The sequence below is a fragment of the Aliiruegeria sabulilitoris genome (assembly GCF_001558155.1).
Lineage (GTDB): Bacteria > Pseudomonadota > Alphaproteobacteria > Rhodobacterales > Rhodobacteraceae > Tropicimonas > Tropicimonas sabulilitoris.
Genome location: NZ_LOAS01000012.1, coordinates 39,148 through 62,462, shown reverse-complemented (window position 1 = coordinate 62,462; position 23,315 = coordinate 39,148). Strand labels below are relative to the sequence as shown.

Genomic DNA, 23,315 nt, shown 5'->3' with positions numbered 1-23,315 from the left:
ACAAGCCACCATCGCCGTGCTGACAATGAGGCCTGTTTCGAAGACAGCCTGCGGAAAGATTGTGCTGACCGACCCGCCGACCCCGCGGCGAGATGCCGTTTGACGCGCCGTCGATGGACACACCCCAAGGCGCTTCCTACCATTGATCGGCCGCCCTGCGGTCGCGGGCCTTTTGTAGGCCTGCCGGCCTCGGCCCACATTGGCGCGCAGGTTCAAGAACGACGGATATACAGATGCCAGAAGAGAAAATCACGGCGGCCAAGGCTATCGTGGAACGCTATCTCGAGCTTTCCATGGTTCCAGATCCGGAGGGTGCGGCGGAATTCGTTACCGAGGATTTCGCCCTCATATTCACCGGCGGACGCAGGTTCGCCTCGCCGGCAGAAAGCGCCGCCTTCAACGCAAAGCGCTACAAATGGGTGAAAAAGCGGTTCCTGCGGACGGACGCCGCGCTCGACGCCGAAACCGGCGAGGTCCGGGTCTACAATACCGGCTATCTGTACGGAGAGTGGCCCGACGGGTCTCCCTTTGAAACCAACCGCTATATCGACATCTTCACCCTTCGGGATGGCAAGATCGTGGAGACGCAGGTCTGGAACGACTCGGCCGAAATCCTGCTCGCCGGTCACGGCCTGGCCGAGGCGCCACTGTGAAAGTACCCGGACATGGCCGCTTCGACTATGTTCCGATTACCTTGCGCCAACCCTTCTGCTGGCCGGAGGGCAAACGGCTTGCGGTCTATTTCGGCGTGAATCTCGAACATTTCGCCTTTGGAGAGGGGCTTGGCGCCGAACTCGCGCCAGGTGGACCGCAACCGGACGTGCTCAACTACGCATGGCGCGATTACGGGAACCGTGTCGGGGCCTGGCGTCTTTTGGCGCAACTGGACGCGCTCGATCTGCCCGCAACCGTCCTCGCCAACAGCGCGATGTACGATTACGCCCCGGAGCTCATGGCCGCCTTCCACGCCCGTGGCGACGAGGTGGCCGGACATGGGCGGACCAATTCGGAGCGCCAGAGCGAGCTTTGCGAGGGCGATGAAAGGCGCCTGATCGCCGAGGCCACCGAGACCATCCGAACCGCTACGGGCACGGCGCCGGAGGGCTGGTTGAGCCCGTGGATTGCAGAGAGCGCCGCAACGCCGGACCTGCTCGCCGAGGCGGGGTATGCCTACACGCTCAACTGGTGCATGGACGACCAGCCTGTCTGGATGCGGGTTCGGTCGGGGCGTCTTCTGTCGATTCCCTATCCGCAGGAAGCCAACGACATTCCCGCAATCATCGCCCGCAAGGACGGCGCCGGGGCCTTCGCGGACATGATCATCGACAATTTCGACGAGATGCTCGCGCAATCGGCGGCGCAACCCCTGGTGATGGGAGTGGCACTGCACCCCTATATCGTCGGTCAGCCCTACAGGCTGCGCCAACTCCGCCGCGCGCTCGAGCATATCGCGCGCCATCGGGACGAGATCTGGTTCACCCGCGCGCGGGACATCAGTCGCCTGTGCCACACGACGCTCTCAGACCGGATCGCGTGACCAGGCACCCGATCCGTCAAGGCAGTGAAGCAATACGACAACATGGGCAGTATACCCGGGCCCGGACCATGGCAGCGGCCATCCGGACCGTGCGCGCGTGGCACAGGCCCGTTTTACGAAGATCAGAGATAGGATGAATAGACGTATGTCATCCAGCATTTGTCGAATATCGTTGATATTGGCGCAGGGCCTTGCCATATACATAGGATGTTTAATCTCTGCACCCCTGCCCTCGCCCTGAGCCAAATAGCGCCGGCCGCAGCCGGGACGTACGCATCCTGCACCGGCATATCCGCCACCAGATCGCTGAACCGCGTTGCAGCATCCGACTCGATGGCCGGAAAAACCAAGAGAAAGCCTGCCAGATGACAAAGCGAGCCCCGATCGTCCTGCATGACACGGATACCATTGCCATTTTACCCGACGGGGCGAAGGCCGGCGACGATCCGCTGGGCATCGGCAAACCCCTGAGCGCACCGCTCCAGGCCGGCCACAAGATCGCCCGCCAGGACCACTCTGCCGGCGATTTCATCCTGAAATTCGGCCAGATCATCGGCAAGGCGACCGAAGATATCGCCGCAGGAACCCATGTGCATTCCCACAACTGTGCCTTCTCCTCCTACGGTCAGGACTACCAGATCGGATGCGACCTGGACCTGGCGAAGGCGGCCATCCCCGCGTTGGAGGCGCGCAGCTTCCTCGGCTACCGCCGTGCCAACGGGCAGGTCGGCACCCGCAACTACATCGCGCTCTGTGCCACGGTGAACTGTTCCGCCTCCGTCATCCGGATGGCTGCGCAGGAACTGGCGGCCTCCGGGGCGCTGGACGCTTATGAGAACGTGGACGGCGTGGTAGCCTTCGCCCATGGCAGCGGCTGCGGGATGAACAACAAGGGCACCGGTTTCGATCTTCTCGAACGTGTCCTCTGGGGCCACGCCACGCACCCCAATGTCGGCGCGGCGATCTTTGTGGGCCTCGGCTGCGAAGTGATGCAGATCGCCCATATGAAGCATGTCTATGACGAACATCAGGCCGACCGCTTTCACGGCCTGACCATTCAGGAAACCGGCGGCACGCGGGCGACCATCGCGGCTATCAAGGCCAAGGTTCAGGAGCTGCTGCCGGAGGTGAACAAGGCGCAGCGCGAGCCCTGCCCGGCGTCGGAGCTGAAAATCGCCCTGCAATGCGGGGGCTCGGACGGGTTTTCGGGTATCACGGCCAATCCGGCGCTTGGTGTCACCTCCGACCTGCTGGTCGGTCTCGGCGCCACCGCGATCCTCTCGGAGACGCCGGAGATCTATGGCGCTGAGCAGTTGCTGCTGCGGCGCGCGGCCAGTCCGGAGGTGGCGCAGAAACTTCTCGACCGGATCCACTGGTGGGAGAATTACGTCGAACTCCACAAGGGCAGCCTCGACAACAACCCCAGTCCCGGCAACAAGGCGGGCGGGCTGACCACCATCCTCGAAAAATCCCTCGGCGCGGTCGCCAAGGCCGGCGCGACACCACTTACGGCCGTCTACGGTTTTGCCGAACAGGTGACGGCGCCCGGCTTCGTCTTCATGGACACGCCCGGCTACGACCCGGTCTGCGGAACCGGCCAGATCGCCGGCGGGGCGCATATGATCGTCTTCACCACGGGACGCGGCTCGGCCTACGGTTCCAAGCCCGCGCCGACGATCAAGGTTGCAACCAACGATGCGCTTTTTGCCGCGATGCCCGACGACATGGATATCAACTGCGGCGATGTCCTCTCTCAGGGCGTGTCCCTGGCGGACAAGGGCGCGGAGATCCTGGAGATGATCCTTGCCGTCGCTTCGGGCCAGAAATCCAAATCCGAAGCCCTCGGGCTCGGCGACAATGAATTCGTTCCCTGGCAAGTCGGCGCGGTGATGTAAGCCGCCGCCGCCAAAAGGAACCGAAAGACAGGATGAAGAACATGACACTGGAACGTATCAACGCCAGCAATCTCGGTGGCCGCCCGCGCCCGACGGAACGGATCATTCAATTCGGCGAAGGCAACTTCCTACGCGCCTTCATGGACTGGAAGATCGACCGCATGAACGAGGAGGCCGGCACCGATTACGGAATCGTCGTTGTGCGTCCGATCGACGGCGGCATTCCGGTCTCTCTGAATGACAGCGATGGCGTCTACACCGTTCTCTCCCGCGGCGTGGGCAGCGACGGCGCACCCGTCTCGGACGCCCGCGCCATCGCCGCCGTAAGCCGCGAGATTTCGGCCGTGCAACAATGGGACGAGGTGCTGAAGCTCGCCCGCAACCCCGATTTCGTCGCGGTGATATCCAACACGACAGAGGCCGGCATTGCCTATGACGCCGCCTGCCGCCCGGAGGATACGCCCCCCGCGAGCTTCCCGGCGAAGGTCACGCGCCTGCTGATGGAACGTTATGAAACCTGCGGCGGCGCGGATGCTCCCGGCTTTCACTTCCTGCCCTGCGAGCTGATCGACAAGAACGGCGACACGTTGGAAAAATACGTCTACCAGCACGCCGCCGACTGGGGCCTGCCGGAGGTGTTCATCGCGTGGCTCAAGGCCGAGAACGCGTTCTACAATACGCTGGTGGACCGTATCGTGCCGGGCTTTCCGCGCGACGAGGTAGAAACGCTTGAGGCAGAACTCGGATATCACGACCCGCTGATGGTCACCGGCGAGCTGTTCCATTTCCTCGTCATCGAGAAGCGCGATGACCAGCCCGAACTGGTGCTGCCGATGGCCGAGAAGGACGAAGGCACGATCATCGTTCCGGACGCCTCCGGCTACAAGGAGCGCAAGGTCGCCATTCTGAACGGCGCCCATACGGGCCTGTGCCCGCTGGCGTTGCTGTCGGGCACCGTGTCGGTCAAGCAGGCGATGGACAATCCGGCCGCGAACGCTTTCCTGAAAACCATGCTGGAACAGGAGATCATGCCGCATCTGTCGCTGCCGCCGGAAGAGTTGAAGGCATTTTGCGAAGAGGTGCTCCGCCGTTTTGCCAACCCCTTCATCCTGCATCGATGGTACGATATCTCGCTCAACGGTCTGGCCAAGTTCCACACCCGTAACCTGCCGCGTTTCAAGGCGCACATGGCCGCGACCGGAGAACCGCCGCGCTGCATGACCCTGTCGCTGGCGGCCTGGCTTGCCTTCTACACAGGGGCGTTCGAAGGCCATGCGGACCTGCCTCCGCGGGATGCCGAGAACGTCGTCGCACGGATGGCGGAGATCGGCGCGCTGAAATCCAGCGATGGCGTTGACGGCATGGTCCGGGCGTTTCTTGCGGACACGACCCTTTGGGGGGAGTCGCTGGCCAGCGACGGCCTCGTGGCGGCCACGGTGGAGGCCTTTGCCTTCCTGACGCGGGAGCCGTTTACGCTGGATCGCCTTGCGGATTACTGATCGACCCAATCAGCGGTGGCTTCCGTCCAATCCAGCGGTGGCCATCGCTCAAATGGAGCTTCCAGGCGGAGATTTCGGAGTTTCGAGCTCTTCCGGATGCGCCACGACCCAGTCCAGAACGCCGCTGATATGGGTCCACATCGCGTGTTTCGCGGCATCCACATCGCGGGCGGCGATCCCGGCCAGCACCCGCGCGTGTTCCGCGCAGACCTCGGCGAGATCCTGTTGCCGCCAGACCCGCGCGCGAACGGTCGGCCCGGACACCAGCTCCAGAAGCGATGTCAGGATCGGATTTCCGGCAATCTCCGCAAGGATCACGTGAAACCGCGTATCCGCCTCCATCATCGCATCGAATGAAGCCGCTTGGGACAGCTCCCTGTGGCAGGCATTCAGACGTTCCAGATCGGCTTCGCTCCGCTTCGCGGCGGCAATGCCGGCAATGTGCAGCTCGATCATCCGCCGGATCTCGAGAAACCAGATCACCGCCTGCGGGCCCGAAACGTCCACCGCGAAGCGCAGCGTCTCGATCATCCGGGCCGGATCCAGATCCGAGATGTAGGTCCCGTCGCCTTGGCGCGCCTCGAGGATCCGCATCGCCTGCATGGCGCGAACCGCTTCCCGCAGCGAGTTGCGGGACAGGCCGAGTTGGGCTGCAAGTTCCGCTTCGACCGGCAGCCGGTCCCCCGGGCGCAGCTCCCCCGACCGGATCAGTTCCTGAACCAGCGAAATCGCCAGATCCACCTTGCTGTTGCTCATGCGCCGGACTTCCAATGCTGGCTAATAGGAAATCCCTACAACGCGGTCGCAAGGAAGAAAACATCGGATGATTTTTCGCAGCGCCCACAGGCTCGCTCCGACAGGAACCAAACAGCAAAAGGCCGGGGCGAATTCCACCCCGGCCTCGTTGTTCTCCTGACATCGCCCGGCTCACCGGGCTGGCAAGCGGCAGGTCACTTGAGATCGGCCACCGCGAGCATGTCCATATCGGTGAAGGCCATGTTGTCGCCTGCCATGGCCCAGCAGAAGGTGTAAGCGCCGGTGCCGACGCCGGAGTGAATGGACCAGGGCGGGGAGAGCACGGCCTCCTCGCTCGCCATCACGATATGGCGGGTCTCCTGCGCCTCGCCCATGAGGTGGAAAACCCGCTGACCCTCGGCCACGTCGAAATAGAGATAGGCCTCCATCCGTCGATCGTGGGTATGCGCGGGCATGGTGTTCCAGACCGAACCGCCATGGAGCTTGGTGTAGCCCATCACCAACTGGCAGGACTTGACGCCTGTCTCGTGGATGAACTGGTAAATCGTCCGGTCGTTCGCGGTCTCCGCCGAACCGAGCTTCACCTCGTTGGCGTCCTCCGGTTTGATCAGCGTTGTGGGGTAGGCCCTATGCGCAGGGGTGGACACGATGTAGAACCGCCCCTGGCCGGCGAAGGTCACGGGGCCTGCGCCGAGGCCGATATAGAGCATGTCGCCCCGGGCCAGCTCGTAGCTCTCCCCACCGGCGGTGACGGTGGCGGCCTCGCCGATGTTCAGGATGCCGGCCTCGCGGCGGGCGAGCCAGGTCTCGGTGCCGGTTTCGGCCACCGCATCAAGCGTCAGCGCCTTGCCTGCGGGCACCGCAGCACCAACGATCATGCGGTCGTAATGCGTGTAGGTCAGGCGAATCTCGCCGTCTGCGAACATATCCGCGACGTGAAACCGGTCGCGGATTCCCGCGGTGTCGAGCCCCTTGGCGGTCTCGGGATCGGTGGCGTAGAGCGTTTTTACTGTCAGCATTTTCAGGACCTTTTCTAAAGGAAATCGTCTCGGCGCGGGGTGAAAGTGTCGATAAGCTGGCCTTCGGTCAGGCAGATGCAGCCGTGCTCGGCATTGGAGGGAATGACGAAGCTGTCGCCTGGTCCGACCTCGAAGCTCTTTCCGGCGACGGAAAACCGGAACCGGCCGGATCGCACGAAGGTGGACTGCACATGCGGGTGGCTGTGCAGCGCACCCTCGCCGCCCTCGGCAAAGGTGAAGGCGACGACCATCAGTTCCGGCGCCTCCGACAGCACCTGCCGTTTCACGCCGCTTCCGGCGTCGACTTCAGGGAATTCTTGAAGCATCGGTCTCTCCTTAGCGGAACAGGGCGGGCAGCCAGAGCGACAGCGCCGGGATGAAGGTTACCAGCAACAGCGTGAAGACCGCTGCGGCATAGAAGGGGCCGATGGAACGCATCACCTGCCAGATCGAGATCTTGCCAACCGCACAGCCCACGAAGAGTACGGTTCCGACGGGCGGCGTGCAAAGGCCGATCCCGAGGTTCAGGATCAGGATGATCCCGAAATGCACCGGGTCCACGCCGAAGGCCATAGCCACCGGCAGGAAGATCGGCGTCGTGATGACGATCAGCGGCGACATGTCCATGAAGGTGCCGAGAAGCAGAAGGGTGATGTTGATCAGGAGCAGAATGACGACCGGGTTGTCGGAGATGCCCTGCATGAACTCCACCAGTTCGGCGGGGATCCTCAGATAGGCGAGCAGCCAGCCGAAGCCCGCCGCACAGCCAATCACCAGCAGCACCATCGCGGTCGTGCGGACGGCGCCCAGCGTGGCGTCGACGAAGGCGCGCCAGGACAAGGTGCGATAGGCGATGAAGGTCGCGAAGAGCGCGTAGACAACGGCGATACAGGAGGACTCGGAGGCGGTGAAGATTCCGGAGCGCACGCCGCCAAAGATGATTGCCACCAGGATCAGCCCCGGCAGGGCGTTTATGAATAGCCGCCCCACCATGGCCCAGCCTTCGAACGGCTCGGTCGGGTAGTTGCGGCGGCGGGCCATGACCCAGGCGGCCAGCATCAGCGAGCAGGCAAGGATGAAACCCGGAATGATGCCGGCGGTGAAAAGGTCTGCGATGGAGAGTTTGCCGCCCGCGGAGATCGAGTAGATGATCAGGTTGTGCGAGGGCGGAAGCATCAGCGAGATCATCGACGAGGTGACGGTGACCGCCACGGCATAGTCGACGTCATATCCGCGCTTTTCCATCTGGCCGATCATGATGCCGCCGATGGCGGAGGTGTCGGCTGCCGCGGATCCGGAGATACCGCCGAACATGACCGAGGTCAGGATATTCACCTGCCCGAGGCCACCCTTGAAGTGGCCCACCATCGAGCCTGCGAGCGCCACGAGCCTTCGGGCGATGTCGCCGCGTACCATCAGCTCGCCGGCATAGATGAAGAAGGGGATCGCCATCAGGGCGAAGACCGAGACGCCGGAGTTCAGGCGCTGGAAGATCACGACCGGCGGCAGGTCGAGATAGACGACGGTCGCGAAGGACGCCAAACCAAGACAGAAGGCAATAGGCGTGCCGATAAACAGCAGGAAAACAAAGGTGCCGAAGAGGATCCAGTATTCCATCAGCCTTTCTCCTCAATTCGGTTGGCTGGCACGAGGCCATTCAGTTCGTCCTCGTCGATCGTCTCTCCGAAGCGGGCGGTGGGCATACCGGCGGCGCGACGGGCAAGCCGTTCGATCGAGAAGATGATCAGCAGGAAGCCCCCGCCGACCAGCGGCAGAAAGTCGAACGCGCCCGAGAGGCCGAGCGAGGGGATCGTGTTACCGGCGGTCTTTTCGATGAGCTGGCTGCCGTACCAGATCATGCCGAACCCGAAGGCGACGACGACGCAATCGGAGATCGAATAGAGCCAGACCTTCACGCGCATCGGCAGGACCATCAACAGCACATCGAATGAGAGGTGATAGCCTTCACGCACACCCACGGCGGCACCAAGGAAGATGAACCAACCCATCACCATGACGGAGCCCGGCTCGGTCCAGATGATGCTGTCATTTAGGACATAACGCCAGAAAACCTGGGCGGCGATCATCGCGGTCATGATGACCAGCCCGGCTCCGGAAACATAGAGCGCAACACGACCTAAAATGCCCGTGACTCTCGCCACGGAACGCATGAATTCCTGCATTCCATTCTCCTGCAGTCGAAGAAGCGGCGGTCGAAGTGACCGCCGCGACCGATTTTATCTCATTCCACCGCTTGGATACGGGCGACGAGATCCTTCAGTTTCTCGTCGGTGACGTATTTCTCGTAGACCGGGGCCATGGCCTCGATGAACGGCGTCTTGTCGATATCGGTGATGATCTCGTTGCCGGCGGCGCGGACCTTCTCCTCGGAGGCGGCTTCGCGATCGGCCCAGAGCTTGCGCTGAACGGCGGTGGATTCCTTGGCCGCTTCCATCACCAGCTTCTGGTCTTCCTCGGAGAGTTTCTCCCAGGACACCTTCGACATCACCAGGACTTCCGGCACCATCAGGTGCTGGTCCAGCGTGTAGTAGCCGGCAACCTCGAAGTGACCGGAGGACTCGTAGGACGGCCAGTTGTTCTCGGCACCGTCGATGACACCGGTCTGGATCGAGCTGTAAACCTCGCCATAGGGCATCGGCGTGGCGTTGGCGCCAAGCGCGCCGACCATGTCGACGAAGAGGTCCGACTGCATGACGCGGAACTTCATGCCGGACAGGTCTTCCAGCGAGGTGATCGGCTTCTGGCTGTTGTAGAAGCTGCGCGAACCGGCGTCATAGGAGGTCAGCGCGATCAGGTCGTGATTGGCGAAGGTGCCGAGGATCTCTGCGCCGATCTCGCCGTCCATCACCTTGTGCATGTGATCGACCGAGCGGAAGATATAGGGAAGCGACGGGATCTGGCTTTCGGGGATGATGTTGTTGAACGGCCCGAAGGAGACGCGGTTCAGGTCGATGACACCGAACTGGGTCTGCTCGATCGTGTCCTTTTCCTCGCCAAGCTGGGCGGAGTGGAACATCTCGATGCAGATCCGGCCTTCGGATTTCTCTTCCAGCATCTTGCCCATGGCCTTGACGCCTTCGACGGTCGGATAGCCGTCCGGATGGGTGTCGGATGCCTTGAGCGTGATTTCGCACGCGACAGAGGCCGAAGCCATCGCGACGCTCGCCAGCAAGGCGGCGCTAACGGTCTTGAGCATTGTGGATTCCTCCCTTTGGGTTGCTCTTCAGAGTTTGTAGGCCTGTTTGACAAGCCTGTAGGTGAGGTCCTGGGCGACCTCGAAAGCCTCGTCTTCGGCAAGCCGTCCGGTGCGGACCAGCGTGGCGAGAAAGGCGCTGTCCACCCGCCGCGCCACGTCGTGCCGTGCGGGGATGGAACAGAAGGCACGGGTATCGTCGTTGAAGCCGACCGTGTTGTAGAAACCGGCCGTCTCCGTCGTCATTTCCCGGAAGCGTCGCATTCCCTCGGCACTGTCATGGAACCACCATGCCGGGCCGAGGCGAAGCGCAGGATAGACACCGGCCAGCGGCGCAAGCTCGCGTGCATAGGTCGTCTCGTCCAGCGTGAAGAGGATGATCGTGAGGTTCGGTTCGGTGCCGACCGCGTCGAGCATCGGTTTGAGCGCTGCCACGTAATCCGTGCGACCGGGAATGTCGAAACCCTTGTCGCGCCCGAACCGGGCCATCATCGGCGCGGAGTGGTTGCGCCGCGAGCCTGGGTGGATCTGCAGCACCAGCCCGTCTTCGAGGCTCATGCGCGCCATCTCGGTCAACATGTGACCGCGGAAGGCATCGGCCTCCTCGGGCGTGCACGTCCCCTTCAGGGCTTTTTCGAACAGCGCCACCGCCTCGGATCGGGGGAGATTCTCGGTCCGCGCTGTTGCGTGACCATGATCCGAGGAGGTGGCGCCGAACTCCTTGAAATACGCCCGACGAATGCGGTGCGCTTCAAGGTATCCGTCCCAAGTGGTGGCGTCGGTGCCGGCGAGCGCGCCGAACTTCTCGATATTTTCCGCAAATCCCTCGAACTCGGGATCCACGACCGGGTCGGGCCGGTATGCGGTCACCACGTTGCCGTTCCAGTCACTGTCGCGGATCATCCTGTGCCAGCGCAGATCGTCGAGCGGGCTTTCCGTGGTCGCGATGGCCTCGATGCCAAAACGGTCGAACAGGGCGCGGGGGCGGAATTCCGGTTTTGCCAGGCAATCCGAGATGTGGTCATAGAAGGCATCTGCGGTGTCAGGACCGAACCTGCCGGTCAGGCCGAAGACCTCGCGGAAGGAATGGTCCAGCCACATCCGCGAAGGCGTTCCGCGAAACAGGTGATAGTTCTCGGCGAAGAGGCGCCAGATCTTCCGGCCATCCGTCTCGACCCGGGTACCGTCTGCACGCGGCACGCCCAGCGCATCGAGCGAGACGCCCTGCGAAAACAGCATCCGGAACACGTAGTGATCCGGCGTCACAAACAGTTGCGCGGGATCGGGGAAGGCCTCGTTCTCCGCATACCAGCGCGGATCCGTGTGCCCATGCGGGCTGACGATCGGCAGGTCTTTGACTGTCGCGTAGATCTCTGCTGAGAGGCTTCGCACTGATGGTTCGGTCGGAAACAGTCGGAACTTGTCAAGTTCGGGCATGGTTGAATGGCCTCCCTGCGAATCCGCGTTAGCAGACAAGTGTTGATGACTAGTCTGCTAATATGTTAGTCACTCAGGCCAGTCAACCGCGGTGTCTGCCAATGCCCTTCAAGCCGAACCTTTTGTCGCTCGCTCCGGTGTCGCGTCCCAGAGTTTCGGATCAGGTGTACGCGACACTTCACGCCCAGATCGTGGACCTTTCGCTCCCGCCCGGAACGCGCATGTCGGAACTGGACGTCGCGCGGGCCGTCGGCGTGTCTCGGCAACCGGTGAGAGACGCCTTCTTTCGCCTGGCGCAGCAGGGCTTCGTCGATATCCAGCCGCAGCGCGCAACGAGCGTGAGCCCGATCTCCATCGAACGTGTCCTGCAGGCCCGGTTTGTGCGGACGGCCATGGAAGTGGAGACCATAAAAGCCGCCAGCAGGAGTGTCTCAGACGCGGACTTGCAGCGCTTGCGCGCGACCCTCGACCAGCAAGGCGAAGCTGTGCGCAATGACGAAAAGTCGCGGTTTCATGCCTTGGATGACCGGTTCCATCAGGAGATCTGCGTGATCTCAGGCAATCCATTCGCGTGGCAGATCATCAGCGAGAACAAGGCGCATCTCGACCGCGCGCGACTTCTGTCCCTGTCGTTCAACCTCGAAAAGACGCTCGAGGAACACTTGAGAATCGTGAAGGCTCTTGAGGACCGCGACTCGGAGGAATGTGAAAGACGGATGCGTCATCACCTGTCACGTCTCGTGGACGAGATCGGACGGATCCAGACGGAAAATCCCAGCTACTTCTCGATCTGACCCAGGCGCGCAACAGCAATGGCCTCGTCGGCGGAACCCGACTTGGGACCGACCGGGGCGGGTTGTGCTTCCGGACGGATGGGTGCCGCCGGTCCAAGGGCTTCACCACCTCTTCCGAGACCTTCCGCACAAGCGTGGCACGAGATCCACCGGGAATGCGCCGAACACCCGCGCCCGGGTAGCGCTCGCCCGAATCCGTCAGAAACCATTCCCTCCGTAACGGCTCATTATTGAATGCCCAGCCGTTGGGCAGGTCCGCCACGGGCTGCCCAATCGCCTCGCAAACCCGAGATCCCCCAAACTTGTTCCTTGTTGGATCGACACATGCCGCCTCTCGACGAAAGCCCTATCGAACTGAAAATATGTAGAAAATCCTCCCTACTCCTGGGGCGTCCTGCGACATTCATCATTTGGACATGGAACACCCGAGGTTGACTCATTGAACGGAGGATTTACGGTGATTAAACGATTTTTCATCTTCCAAAGCAGCAACACCGCGCGTCTTCATGCAGCCGAAACTGAAAGAAATCGCAAAGGAACTCGGCGTGTCCACGGCGACCGTCTCGAATGTTCTTTCGGGCAAGGGGCGCGTGTCGGAAGAAACGCGCAAGCTCGTCAGCGAGAAGATCCGCGAAGTTGGGTATCGCCCCGGTGGGCCGGGTCGTGCATTGCGTACCGGACGGAGCGGCGTTCTGGGCTTGGTGCTTCCCGACATATCGAACCCGCTTTTCCCCGCCCTCGCGCAGGCAATCGAAACCGCCGCCGAGCGTTCGGGTCAAGGCATCCTGATCGCGGACTCCCACGCAGACCCCGGCGCTCAGGCCGAAGCAGTGCAACGGATGATCCAGCGCGGCGCCGACGGTATCATCATCGTGCCATGCCGCGGCACGCAGGTTAGCGACCTCCCCCTGCCGGCCGTGGTCATCGATTCCGCATCGACCCCCGGAAACTGCGTCTGTTCCGACCACCAGCAGGGCGGGAAACAGGCGCTCGAACACCTGCAGGCCCTCGGGCACAGGACGTTTGTCCTGCTTGGCCAGAGCCGCCGTTCCTCTGTGCAATCGGATCGAATTGCCGGGATGCAGTCGGCCCTTGCTGCCGGTTCGCAAGCTGAAACCTGCTGGCTGGAGGACGGCATACCCGATTTTGCGGACCTGGCTCGTCGCGGTGTGACCGCCATCATTGCAACCTCTGACCTGCATGCGCTGACCGCCCTCACGCGCTTGCAAGGCGCCGGGTTTTCGGTGCCCGGCGATGTCAGCGTAATCGGCTTCGATGACCTCAGCTTCTCCGCGCGCATCACGCCGGGCCTAACGACGCTTGCACAGAACATGCCGGAAATCGCCGCCGCGGCGATCGCGCATCTTTCGCTACAGCTCGAAAACGCTTCCCTGCCAGCAGCACGGCTGGTGCCGATGGAGTTGGTGGTGCGTAGCTCCACGGGCCCGGCACCGGACTTTCCATCCCCCAAAAAACCAAGCCCCCAACAAGGAGACGTAACGACATGAAGACCCTGGTATTGGCTGGTGTTTCGACGCTGGCGCTCTCGGCCGCGGCAATGGCCGCCGACAAGACCCTGACCATCTCGGTCTATTCCTTCTCCCAGGACGAGTTCAAGGAACTGGTCTACGACCCCTTCGAGGAGATCTGCGGCTGCGAGATCGTCGTGGAAACCGGCAACTCGATCGAGCGCATGGCCAAGATCGAGGCCAACAAGGACGCCCCCGTGATCGACATGGCGGTGCTGTCCACCCATGACGCGCTCGGCGCCGCCCGTAGTGGCCTGTTGCAGCCGATCGACGTCTCTGCACTGTCGAATTACGACAAGCTCTACGACATCGCCAAGGACCCGCTCGGCGACAATATGGGTGTCGGCTACACCTTCTATGCCACCTCCATCGCCTATCGCTCCGACAAGGTGACGGTGGATAGCTGGGCCGACCTTCTGTCGCCGGAACTGGCGGGCAACGTGGCGCTGCCCGATGTCACCACCAACCAGGGCCCGCCGGCGCTCTACATGATCGGCAAGGCGATGGGCGACACCGACAGCTCGCTGACAACACCCATCGAGGCCGTTGGCGAGAAGGCCGATGACATTGTCACCTTCTATGTCCGGTCCTCCCAGCTTGCGCAGCTGATGCAGCAGGAAGAGATCTGGGCCGCCCCGGTGGGCCGCTTCGCCTGGGGCCGGTTCAAGGATAACGGGCTGCCGATGGCCTGGGCCGAACCCAAGGAAGGCCAGACCGGCGGCATGAATGTCATGGTGATGACGGCGAATAACGGCAACGAGGAACTGGCGCTGCAATTCATGGATTTCTGGCTCTCCACCGAGATCCAGACCGCGCTGGCCAACGCGCTGATCGACAGCCCGGCCAATGCCGAGGTCGAGGTTTCAGACGAGGTCGCCGCCAACCTGACCTATGGCGCCGAAACCGTGGAACAGCTCGACCTGCTCGACCCGGCCACCATTCTCGACAAGCGCGAGAGCTGGCTGGAGCAGTGGAACACCAAGGTGATGAAGTAACTCCATGTTCGAAAACCGGGCAATCGGTCTGGCCCTGGTCCTGCCCGCGGCGATCTTCGCCGCGGCGCTTTTCCTGCTGCCGGTCGGCATCCTCCTCTCCGAAGCCTTCCAGACCGAATCGGGCTGGTCGGTGTCGGCCTATGGCGAGTTTTTCGCCTCCCCCCGCAACCAGACGGTGTTTTTCCGAACGCTGAAGCTCGCCTCGCTCGTCGCCGGCACCTCTGCCGTGATTGGCTACGCGGCCGCCTTCGCCATCGTCAATCTGCCGGCCAGCTCGCGCGGACGCATGTTCGGGCTGGTCACTCTGCCGCTGATGATCTCGCCGGTGGCGCGCACCTATGCGTGGCTAGTGATCCTCGGGCGCACCGGCTTCGTCAACAAGCTGCTGGTCGATCTCGGGATCACCGAGACGCCGCTGCGGATCCTGTTCACCGAAACCGCCGTTTTCATCGGCCTGCTGCAACTGTTCCTGCCGCTGATGATCGTCTCGCTGGTCTCCGCGATGGAGAACATGCCGCGCGACGCCGTCCCGGCCGCCCGGATCCTCGGTGCCAACTGGCTTCAGGTCTTTGCCCGCGTGATCCTGCCGCTAACCCGCGAAGGGTTGGTGGTGGGCGGCACGCTGGTCTTCACCGGTTCCATGACCGCCTATATCACGCCGGCCATCCTCGGCGGCTCAAAAGTTCTGATGCTGGAAACCCTGCTCTACCAGCGCGTGACCGTGGCCAACGATTTCGTCTCGGCTTCCGTCATCGCCATGATCCTGATCGTCATGAGCTTCTCTGCCAACCTGCTGCTCAAGCGGCTCGCCACAGCGAGGAAATCCCGATGAACAGCCGTCTGAGTACCTGGATCATCCTCGGCCTGACCCTCACCTTCCTGATCGGGCCGTTTCTCATCATCATCGCCGCCGCGCTCTCGGCCGGCAACAATCTCGCCTTCCCGCCACAGGGCCTGTCGCTGAAGTGGTACATCAAGGTCTTCGAGGTGGAGAGCTTTCGCGCCAGTTTCGGCGTGTCGATGTTCCTTGCCATCTTCGGCACCATGGCCGCGCTGGTGCTGGGCGTTCCGGCCGCTTATGCAATGACCCGCTACCGCGTGCCCGGCGCCGAGACTGTCAAGCTCATCGTCTCGTCTCCGATCATCGTGCCCGGCATCATCGTCGGCCTCGCGCTGCTGCAATATCTGGTCATCCCGCTCGGTGTCGGCATCGGCCCGGCGCTGTTTCTGGCCCATACCGCGCTGATCCTGCCTTACGCGGTCCGCGTCGTCTCGGCCTCGATGGAGAACCTGCGAGTGGACATGGAGGAGGCGGCCCTGTTGCTCGGCTGCACCCGCTTCGGCGCCTTCCGGCGGGTCGTACTGCCCAATATTCGCGGCGGTGTGCTGGCAGCCTTCATCCTCGGCTTCGTCACCTCCTTCAACCAGGTGCCCGTGTCGCTCTTCCTCTCTGGCCCCGGCCTGCGCACGCTGCCCATCGACATGATCGCCTATATGGAAATCAACTATGACCCGTCGGTCGCGGCCCTTTCGGCGCTGCTGGCCTTCATGTCGGTCGGCATCGTCTTTGCCGCCGAACGTTTCATCGGATTGTCCCGCTATGTCTGACTACGTCTCCCTCAAGGATCTGACGCTCGCCTATGACAAGACCGTCGCTGTCGATCGCCTCAACCTCGACATCCACAAGGGCGAGTTGATCGCGCTTCTGGGCCCGTCGGGCTGCGGCAAGACCACGACCATGCGCGCCATTGCTGGCCTGCTCACCCCTCGCAGCGGCACGGTGCATATCGACGGGCGCGACGTCACCCGCATGCCGCCCAGCCGCCGCGAGGTTGGCCTCGTGTTCCAGTCCTACGCGCTTTTCCCGCATCTCAGTGTGTTCGAGAATGTCGCCTTCGGGCTGCGTCTGCGCCGCGAACCGGACCTGAAAACCAAGGTGATGGATGGGCTGGCAACGGTCGGCCTCACAGAGTTCGCAGACCGGCAGCCCGCCGACCTCTCCGGCGGGCAGCAGCAGCGCGTGTCGCTGGCGCGCTCGCTGGTCATGCATCCCAAGGTGCTGCTGCTGGACGAGCCACTTTCGAACCTCGATGCCCGCCTGCGGCTGGAGATGCGGACGGAGTTGCAGCGCGTGCAGCGCGAAACTGGCATAACCATGGTCTTTGTCACCCATGATCAGGCCGAAGCGCTGGCGCTGGCCGACCGGATCGTGCTCATGCGCAACGGGGCGATCGAGCAGATCGGTACCGCCGAGGAGATCTACAACGCGCCGGTCTCCGGCTTTGCCGCCGATTTCATGGGATTCGAGACCATCCTGCCGGGCGAGACCAGCGGCGGTCTGGCATGGCGGCCGGGCGCGGTCGTTCTGGGTCACGGGCCACATCAGGGCGAGATCCGCGGCGCGTCCTTTGCCGGCGAACGCCGCGAATACGTGCTCGCAAGCGCCTTCGGCACGATCAAGGCGGATGTGCCTGTGTCCGAGGCCCGTTTCGAGATCGGCCAGAAAGTGGCCTTCGATCTGCCGCGCGAGAGTGCGGTGGAACTGGCACGGATCGACTGATGGGGATCTGGATCGATACCGACATGGGAGGCGATGATCTTTTCGCGATCCTGCTCGCCATGCGCGCGAAGGTCGTGGACGGGATTTCGCTGAGCTTCGGCAATGCCCCCCTGCCGCAGGTCCGCGCTAATGCGGCCGGCGCCGCGCAGGCCTTTGGCTGGCGGGTGCCGGTCCATGCCGGGGCCGACAGATCCATCCTCGGTGCGGTCACCACGGCGCAATACGCCCTTGGATCGACCGGTATCCCGACCCGGGGCGCCGAATTGCCCGCGACCGAGGCCGATCACGGCGACGCCTTGCCTGCGCTCACAGACTGGTTGGCGGGCGAGGCCGAGGCGGAAATCCTCGCCCTCGGCCCGCTCACCAATCTCGCGATCCTCGCGCTTGCCCGCCCGGACCTTCTCCACCGGATCGGCCGTATCACCTGGATGGGCGGAGCGATCGGGCGCGGCAATCACACCGCCTCCGCCGAGTTCAACGCCGCCGCAGACCCGGAGGCGATTGCCATCCTGCTCGCCCGGAACGTGCCGATCACGATGGTCGATCTCGATGCCTGCCGCAGGGTGGAAATCGTCGAGGCGGATGTCACGAACACCAACTGCTCGGCACTTCTGCGCGACCTTCTCGGCGGCTATCTCGACATCGCGTTGAGCCGGGGCCGCCCGGCCATGGCACTTTACGATCCCGTCGCCGCAGCCCTTCTGGCCGCTCCGGAGCTTTTCACCACGGCGCCTGCGGAAGTCACCGTCGAACTGGCCGGAGCGCTCACCCGTGGCCGCACCATCGTCGATCAACGCGCCCCCCAGCGTGCCAACGCCCGTATCGTGCAGGATCTGGACGCCGCCGCCGTGAAGGCGCTCTGCCTCTCCGCGCTGGAGGACCATCCATGACCCCGGAGCCGCAAGACCTGAACGATGCCGATCTGCGCGACCGAGCCGTTGCCGCAGCACGGGGCGATGCCGCTTTCGACCGGTTGATCCGGGGCGCAACGCTGGCCGATGTGGTCACGGGAGAGCTGCGCCCTGCCGATATCGGCCTCGTCGGACCGCTCATCGCCTCCGTCCACCCAACCGGACAGCGCGAGGATGCCACGGAGATCATCGACGCCACCGGGCTCATCGCCGCGCCCGGGCTGATCGACACCCATATGCATGTCGAAAGCTCCATGGTCACGCCGGAGACCTATGCACGCGCCGTCTTGCCACGCGGCGTCACGACAATCGTCTGGGATCCGCATGAATTCGGCAATGTCGCGGGGCTGGCCGGTGTCGACTATGCGCTGGACTGCGCCTCCCGCGCCGCGCTCCGCATCCTGCCGCTCGCGCCCTCCTGCGTGCCCTCCGCGCCCGGCTACGAGACCGCCGGCGCTGATTTCGACGCGCGGGTGATCGAGCGGATGCTGGCGCTGCCCGGTATCCACGGGCTGGCCGAGGTGATGGACATGCGCGCAGTAACCGCCCGCACGGAGCGGATGCGCGGCATCGTGCAATCCGGGCTGAGTTCCGGCAAGCTCGTTTGCGGCCATGCCCGCAGCCTCACCGGCCCCGCGCTTCAGGCCTATGCCGCCGCTGGCATCAGCTCGGATCACGAGATCACATCGGCCGAAGACCTGCTGGAGAAGATCCGCGCCGGGCTGACAATCGAGCTGCGCGGCTCGCACCCCTACCTGCTGCCGGAATTCGCGAGTGCACTCCAGTCCCTGCCGCAGATGCCGCCGACGGTGACGTTTTGCTCCGATGATGTTTTCCCGGATGACCTGCTGGAAACCGGCGCCGTAGACGAGATGCTGCGCCGCATGATCGCGCATGGGCTGGACCCGATGCGCGCATTCCAGGCGGCGACAATCAACGCCGCGATCCGTATCGAACGCCGTGATATCGGCCTGATCGGTCCCGGCAAACGCGCCGACATCGTCCTTCTGGAGGATCTCGAAACGGTCCGCGTCCGACAGGTTCTGCGCAATGGCGCACCCATTGGCGAGACTGGCGCCGCCTCCCGTTTTCCCGACGCCTTCCTCGACACCTGCGCGCTCCCGACCTTCAAACCCAGCGATTTCACCGTTCCAGCCGAGGGCCCGACCGTCCGCCTCGCAACCATCTCCCGCCCCCGCTTCACCGAGTGGGGCGAGGTGACTGCAGAGGTGAAGGACGGCCGGATCATCCCGCCAAAAGGCACCACGATGATCGCGGTCATCAACCGCCACGGCGGCGATATGGCGCCGAAAGTCGGGTTCCTGCAAGGCTGGGGCCAGTGGAACGGTGCGTTCGCGACAAGCGTCAGCCATGACAGCCACAATCTCACCGTCTTTGGTAACACGCCCGAAGACATGGTCCCCGCCGCCAATGCGGTGATCGCAGCGCGGGGCGGTATGGCCGTGGCCCAAGACGGCGTAGCAATCGCCACACTGCCCCTTCCGGTGGCCGGGCTCGTCTCCGATGCGCCACTGGTGCAGGTCGCGGCGGAATTCGCTGCCGTTCGGACCGCGATGGAACGTGTCGTAGCGTGGGAACCGCCATACCTGACCTTCAAGGCGCTGGTCGGCGCGACCCTTGCCTGCAATGCCGGCCCGCATCAAACCGATCTCGGCATCGCGGATTCCCATGCCGGAATCCTGCGCCCTTCTCCGGTTCTGTCGGAAAACTCAAACTGACAGCGCCCGCCGCGCCACCTCGGCCCAGAAGGCAACGCCCGTCGCGATAGCGGCGTCGTTGAAATCATAGCCGGTATTGTGGTGCAACGCCCCGTCCACGGCCGGCCCGTTGCCAAGCCAGACATAGGCGCCCGGCACCTCCTGCCCGAAAAAGGCGAAATCGTCCCCCGCGGTCGAGGGCGGGAAATCCTCGCGCACGCCGCCATGTGCCACCGCCAGTGCCGCCGCCAGCGCCACCGCCGTGGCGCTCGCATCGTTGACCACCGGCGGGATACGGCGGACGAAAGTGTACTCTGCATCAACGCCCATGGCCTGCGCGATACCTTTGGCCAACCGTCCGATCTCGGTTTCCAACTGGTCCCGTACTTCCGGGGTATAGGCCCGGGCCGTGCCACCGATTTCGACGAAATCCGGGATCACGTTCAACGCTTCCGGATCGCCCGCCGCGACCGAACAGGCGCTGACCACCGCTGGTTGCAGCGGATCGACCACCCGCCCCGGAATGGTCTGCAGCGCCGCAAGAAAATGCCCCGCCGCCGTTACCGGGTCGCGCCCCAGATGCGGCTTCGCCCCGTGGGTTCCGACCCCGCGCATCGTCACCCGCCAGCTATCGGAGGAAGCAAGCTGCGGCCCGGCCACAACGGCCATCTCGTCCACCGCCAGCCCCGGCATGTTGTGCAGGCCAAAGACCATGTCGCAGGGAAATTGCTCGAACAGGCCCGCCTCGACCATCGCCCGCGCGCCGCCACGCCCTTCTTCAGCCGGTTGGAAGATGAAATACACGTTGCCTTCGGGCGGATCGGCCGCCAGCGCCGCCGCCGCGCCGAGCAGCATCACCGTGTGTCCGTCATGCCCGCAGGCATGCATCTTCCCGGGCGCGGTGGAGATCCAGGGCGGCGTTCCCGTCTCGGGCATGGCCAGCGCGTCCATATCGGCGCGCAACCCCACGGCCCCTGCCCCGCCACCACGCAGCGCGCCGACCACGCCGGTGCCCGCGATCCCTTCCGCAACCTCCAGCCCAAGATCGCGTAAGAAAGCGGCAACAATGCCCGCGGTGCGCGTTTCCTCGAAGCCAAGCTCGGGATGGGCATGCAGGTCCCGGCGGATTTCGGTCAGGTGCGGAAGGTCGATGGACGCTGGATCAAACATGGCGCTATAGGTAGCCATCTCTTCCGGGTTTGAACAGGATGCACTTTGATGGAACCGCATGAATTCTGGCAGGAAATCCACCCGCCCGAGGATGCCGTCCCACCCCCCTGGCCAGACCGCTTTCCCGCCGAACTGCCAGACGGCCGCATCCTGTTCCTGCCGATCCGCGCCCTGGGGGATACCGGCACCGGCATTGCGTCGCTCATCCTCAACCAGGCCGGTTTCGCGGTCGAGACCGCGCTTGCCGATCACCTCGCGGCGCTCCTTTCGCCTCTGGATATCGAGGTTGTCGTGGGCTTGCCTACCCTCGGCCTGTCGCTCGCCCGAGCTGTCGCTGAACGGCTTGGCCACGCGCGCTATATCCCGCTGGGGACGTCCCGCAAATTCTGGTATCGCGACGAGCTTTCCGTGCCGCTCAGCTCGATCACCAGCCCCGACACCGTCAAACGGCTCTATTTCGACCCACGCCTGCTACCGCTGCTCGACGGCGCGAGGATCGCCCTGATCGATGACGTCATCAGTACCGGAACCTCGATCTCGGCCGGGCTCGACCTGCTGCAACTGGTCGGACACCAGCCCGAGGCGATCGGCACCGCGATGCTGCAGACATCGCGTTGGAATGAAACGCTCTGTATCGACCGGGGGATCGACGCGAGCCGTGTTCACGGGGTGATCCAGACGCCGCTGCTGCAGGCCACCGAAGACGGTTGGCGGCGTCAGAAGCCTTTGTAGCGCTTCACCCCGCCTCGCCGTCCGGACGCCGCCGGAGTGATGTCAGACATCCCCCGCCGGAGACGCCCCCTTTCGTCTCAGCCGCAAGAACAGCGGAGAGACCCAGATCATGATTGTGATAATCCCAAGCACCGCCGCAATGGGGCGCTCGAAGAAGGCGATGAGATTGCCGTCGGCCTTGATCATCGAGGTCATGAAACTGCGCTCCAGCAATCCACCGAGAACCAGCCCGAGAATTGCTGGCGCGATCGGGAACCCGTTTTCTTCCAGCACATAGGCCACCAGCCCGAGAACCAGCATGATCCCGACACCGAAAACCGTGTTGTTGATGGCAAAAGTACCGACGACGCAGAACATCAGGATAATCGGCATCAGCACATTGCGTGGCACCCGGAGCAGCTGCGTCGAGGATTTGATCGCCAGGAAGCCCAGCGGCAGCAACAGCAGGTTCGCCAGGAAGAAGGTCACGAAGACCGAATAGATCAACTCGGGTTGTTCGAGAAACACGGTTGGCCCGGGGTTCATTCCCTTGACGTAGAGAACACCGATCACGATCGCGGTGATCGAGTCACCGGGAATGCCGAAGACGAGCGCGGGCACCCAGGTCCCGCCCAGCCCGGCATTGTTACTGGCACCCGCATCGACGATCCCTTCGACATGGCCGGTGCCGTATTTTTCCGGCTCTCGGGAGAATTTCTTGGAGACGGCATAGGAGATCCACGCGGCAATGTCCGACCCGGCGCCCGGCAGTGCTCCCACCAGCGTCCCGATCACGCTGCCGCGCAAAAGGTTCTTCTTGTAGCGCAGCAGAACCCCGCCGACCCCATGAAAGACATTGCCGAAATGGCCGAACTGCACCTTCACCGGCACCGCTGTCGAGGTGACCGAGCGCAACACTTCGGCGACCGCGAACATCCCGATCATGGCGGGGATGAAGTTCACGCCGCCCATGAGTTCCACGGAGCCGAAGGTGAAACGCGGATGGCCAGCGGTCGGGTCGATTCCGACCGTGGCGATCAGCAGCCCGATCAGGAGCGAGATAAGCCCCTTGACGGGTTCATCGGTCGAAATGAAGGCGGCCGAGGTGAGGCCGAGGCATGCCAACCAGAAATACTCGAACGAGCTGAATTTCAGGGCGAATTCCGCAAGCATCGGGGCCGTGAAAGTGAGCACAAACGCCCCGAACAGGCCGCCGACCACGGCACTGCTCAACCCGACGCCTAAAACGAGTTCCGCCTTCCCCTTTCGGGTCATGGCATAGGCCTCGTCGGTATAGGCTGCGGAGGCGGGTGTGCCGGGAATGCGCAGAAGCGCGCCCGGCAGGTCACCGGCGAAAATCGCCATTGCCGTAGCGGTGACGATTGCCGCCAGCGCGGGTACCGGCGGCATGAAGAAAGTCACCGGCACCAGAAGCGCGGTAGCCATGGTTGCCGACAGTCCCGGAATGGCACCCATGAACATCCCGAAGGCGCCCGATAGCACAATGACCATAAGGACTTGCGGGGCGAAAACGAGGCCCGCGGCCTGTAGTATGATCTCCATGTCTGCC

General features: G+C 63.5%; 22 protein-coding genes and 1 pseudogene. 14 read left to right on the top strand and 9 right to left on the bottom strand.

What is annotated here, in order from left to right:
• Positions 1-233: 233 nt before the first annotated feature.
• The 4 genes from AX756_RS12670 to AX756_RS12655 all read left to right on the top strand — a co-directional run bounded on the left by AX756_RS12670 (position 234) and on the right by AX756_RS12655 (position 4,931).
• Complete coding sequence (locus tag AX756_RS12670) at positions 234-653, top strand: nuclear transport factor 2 family protein (RefSeq protein WP_068311768.1); 420 nt, start codon at positions 234-236, stop codon at positions 651-653.
• Positions 650-1,537, top strand: coding sequence for a polysaccharide deacetylase family protein (locus AX756_RS12665; RefSeq protein ID WP_068311765.1), 888 nt, complete (start codon positions 650-652; stop codon positions 1,535-1,537). Before AX756_RS12670 ends, AX756_RS12665 begins: the two co-directional genes overlap by 4 nt.
• 365 nt (positions 1,538-1,902) lie before the next feature.
• Entirely contained in the window at positions 1,903-3,432 is a 1,530-nt protein-coding gene (locus AX756_RS12660; protein ID WP_068311762.1) for a UxaA family hydrolase, read from the top strand.
• 41 nt (positions 3,433-3,473) lie between these two features.
• Entirely contained in the window at positions 3,474-4,931 is a 1,458-nt protein-coding gene (locus AX756_RS12655; RefSeq protein ID WP_231701055.1) for a tagaturonate reductase, read from the top strand.
• A gap of 48 nt (positions 4,932-4,979) precedes the next feature.
• Here AX756_RS12655 and AX756_RS12650 read toward each other — a convergent pair whose 3' ends face one another.
• From AX756_RS12650 to uxaC, 7 genes are all read right to left on the bottom strand, one after another.
• Entirely contained in the window at positions 4,980-5,687 is a 708-nt protein-coding gene (locus AX756_RS12650; protein ID WP_068311759.1) for a FadR/GntR family transcriptional regulator, read from the bottom strand.
• A gap of 194 nt (positions 5,688-5,881) precedes the next feature.
• Positions 5,882-6,706, bottom strand: coding sequence for a 5-dehydro-4-deoxy-D-glucuronate isomerase (gene kduI, locus AX756_RS12645; protein WP_068311756.1), 825 nt, complete (start codon positions 6,704-6,706; stop codon positions 5,882-5,884).
• Positions 6,707-6,720: 14 nt separating this feature from the next.
• Entirely contained in the window at positions 6,721-7,032 is a 312-nt protein-coding gene (locus AX756_RS12640; RefSeq protein ID WP_068311753.1) for a cupin domain-containing protein, read from the bottom strand.
• Positions 7,033-7,042: 10 nt separating this feature from the next.
• The gene (locus AX756_RS12635) at positions 7,043-8,323 is read right to left on the bottom strand and encodes a TRAP transporter large permease (protein ID WP_068311749.1); all 1,281 of its coding nucleotides are present in this window, start codon (positions 8,321-8,323) and stop codon (positions 7,043-7,045) included.
• The gene (locus AX756_RS12630; RefSeq protein ID WP_068311747.1) at positions 8,323-8,889 is read right to left on the bottom strand and encodes a TRAP transporter small permease; all 567 of its coding nucleotides are present in this window, start codon (positions 8,887-8,889) and stop codon (positions 8,323-8,325) included. Before AX756_RS12630 ends, AX756_RS12635 begins: the two co-directional genes overlap by 1 nt.
• A gap of 59 nt (positions 8,890-8,948) precedes the next feature.
• Positions 8,949-9,923 carry a TRAP transporter substrate-binding protein gene (locus tag AX756_RS12625; protein WP_068311744.1) on the bottom strand — a complete coding sequence of 325 codons (975 nt, stop codon included), beginning with the start codon at positions 9,921-9,923 and terminating at the stop codon, positions 8,949-8,951.
• A 27-nt stretch (positions 9,924-9,950) separates the two neighbouring features.
• Entirely contained in the window at positions 9,951-11,357 is a 1,407-nt protein-coding gene (uxaC, locus tag AX756_RS12620) for a glucuronate isomerase (RefSeq protein WP_068311741.1), read from the bottom strand.
• 101 nt (positions 11,358-11,458) lie between these two features.
• On the opposite strand from uxaC, the gene AX756_RS12615 reads away from it, so the two are divergent.
• From AX756_RS12615 to AX756_RS12580, 9 genes and pseudogenes are all read left to right on the top strand, one after another.
• On the top strand, positions 11,459-12,151 hold the full coding sequence (locus AX756_RS12615) for a GntR family transcriptional regulator (RefSeq protein WP_068311737.1): 693 nt from the start codon (positions 11,459-11,461) through the stop codon (positions 12,149-12,151).
• A 506-nt stretch (positions 12,152-12,657) separates the two neighbouring features.
• Positions 12,658-12,789: pseudogene (locus AX756_RS26790) on the top strand (LacI family DNA-binding transcriptional regulator); the annotation flags it as partial.
• Between the two features lie 60 nt (positions 12,790-12,849).
• Complete coding sequence (locus tag AX756_RS12610) at positions 12,850-13,659, top strand: LacI family DNA-binding transcriptional regulator (RefSeq protein WP_269432953.1); 810 nt, start codon at positions 12,850-12,852, stop codon at positions 13,657-13,659.
• Positions 13,656-14,675, top strand: a complete 1,020-nt coding sequence (locus AX756_RS12605) for an ABC transporter substrate-binding protein (RefSeq protein ID WP_068311733.1) — start codon at positions 13,656-13,658, stop codon at positions 14,673-14,675. Before AX756_RS12610 ends, AX756_RS12605 begins: the two co-directional genes overlap by 4 nt.
• A gap of 4 nt (positions 14,676-14,679) precedes the next feature.
• Positions 14,680-15,507, top strand: a complete 828-nt coding sequence (locus tag AX756_RS12600; protein WP_068311731.1) for an ABC transporter permease — start codon at positions 14,680-14,682, stop codon at positions 15,505-15,507.
• Positions 15,504-16,283, top strand: coding sequence for an ABC transporter permease (locus AX756_RS12595; protein ID WP_068311729.1), 780 nt, complete (start codon positions 15,504-15,506; stop codon positions 16,281-16,283). The genes AX756_RS12600 and AX756_RS12595 overlap by 4 nt, the downstream gene beginning before the upstream one ends.
• Positions 16,276-17,235: an ABC transporter ATP-binding protein gene (locus AX756_RS12590; protein ID WP_068311727.1), complete on the top strand. Its 960-nt coding sequence runs from the start codon at positions 16,276-16,278 to the stop codon at positions 17,233-17,235. The genes AX756_RS12595 and AX756_RS12590 overlap by 8 nt, the downstream gene beginning before the upstream one ends.
• Positions 17,235-18,125: a nucleoside hydrolase gene (locus AX756_RS12585; protein WP_068311725.1), complete on the top strand. Its 891-nt coding sequence runs from the start codon at positions 17,235-17,237 to the stop codon at positions 18,123-18,125. Before AX756_RS12590 ends, AX756_RS12585 begins: the two co-directional genes overlap by 1 nt.
• Positions 18,122-19,885: an adenine deaminase gene (locus AX756_RS12580; protein ID WP_068311723.1), complete on the top strand. Its 1,764-nt coding sequence runs from the start codon at positions 18,122-18,124 to the stop codon at positions 19,883-19,885. Before AX756_RS12585 ends, AX756_RS12580 begins: the two co-directional genes overlap by 4 nt.
• Here AX756_RS12580 and AX756_RS12575 read toward each other — a convergent pair.
• Positions 19,877-21,052 (bottom strand): amidohydrolase, encoded by a 1,176-nt coding sequence (locus AX756_RS12575; protein WP_231701054.1) that lies wholly within the window; start codon positions 21,050-21,052, stop codon positions 19,877-19,879. The two genes, AX756_RS12580 and AX756_RS12575, sit on opposite strands and share 9 nt — an antisense overlap.
• 30 nt (positions 21,053-21,082) lie before the next feature.
• Between AX756_RS12575 and AX756_RS12570 the strand changes: the two genes are divergently transcribed.
• Complete coding sequence (locus AX756_RS12570) at positions 21,083-21,766, top strand: phosphoribosyltransferase (RefSeq protein WP_068311719.1); 684 nt, start codon at positions 21,083-21,085, stop codon at positions 21,764-21,766.
• 42 nt (positions 21,767-21,808) lie between these two features.
• Here AX756_RS12570 and AX756_RS12565 read toward each other — a convergent pair whose 3' ends face one another.
• On the bottom strand, positions 21,809-23,308 hold the full coding sequence (locus AX756_RS12565) for a tripartite tricarboxylate transporter permease (protein ID WP_068311717.1): 1,500 nt from the start codon (positions 23,306-23,308) through the stop codon (positions 21,809-21,811).
• Between the last annotated feature and the right edge of the window lie 7 nt (positions 23,309-23,315).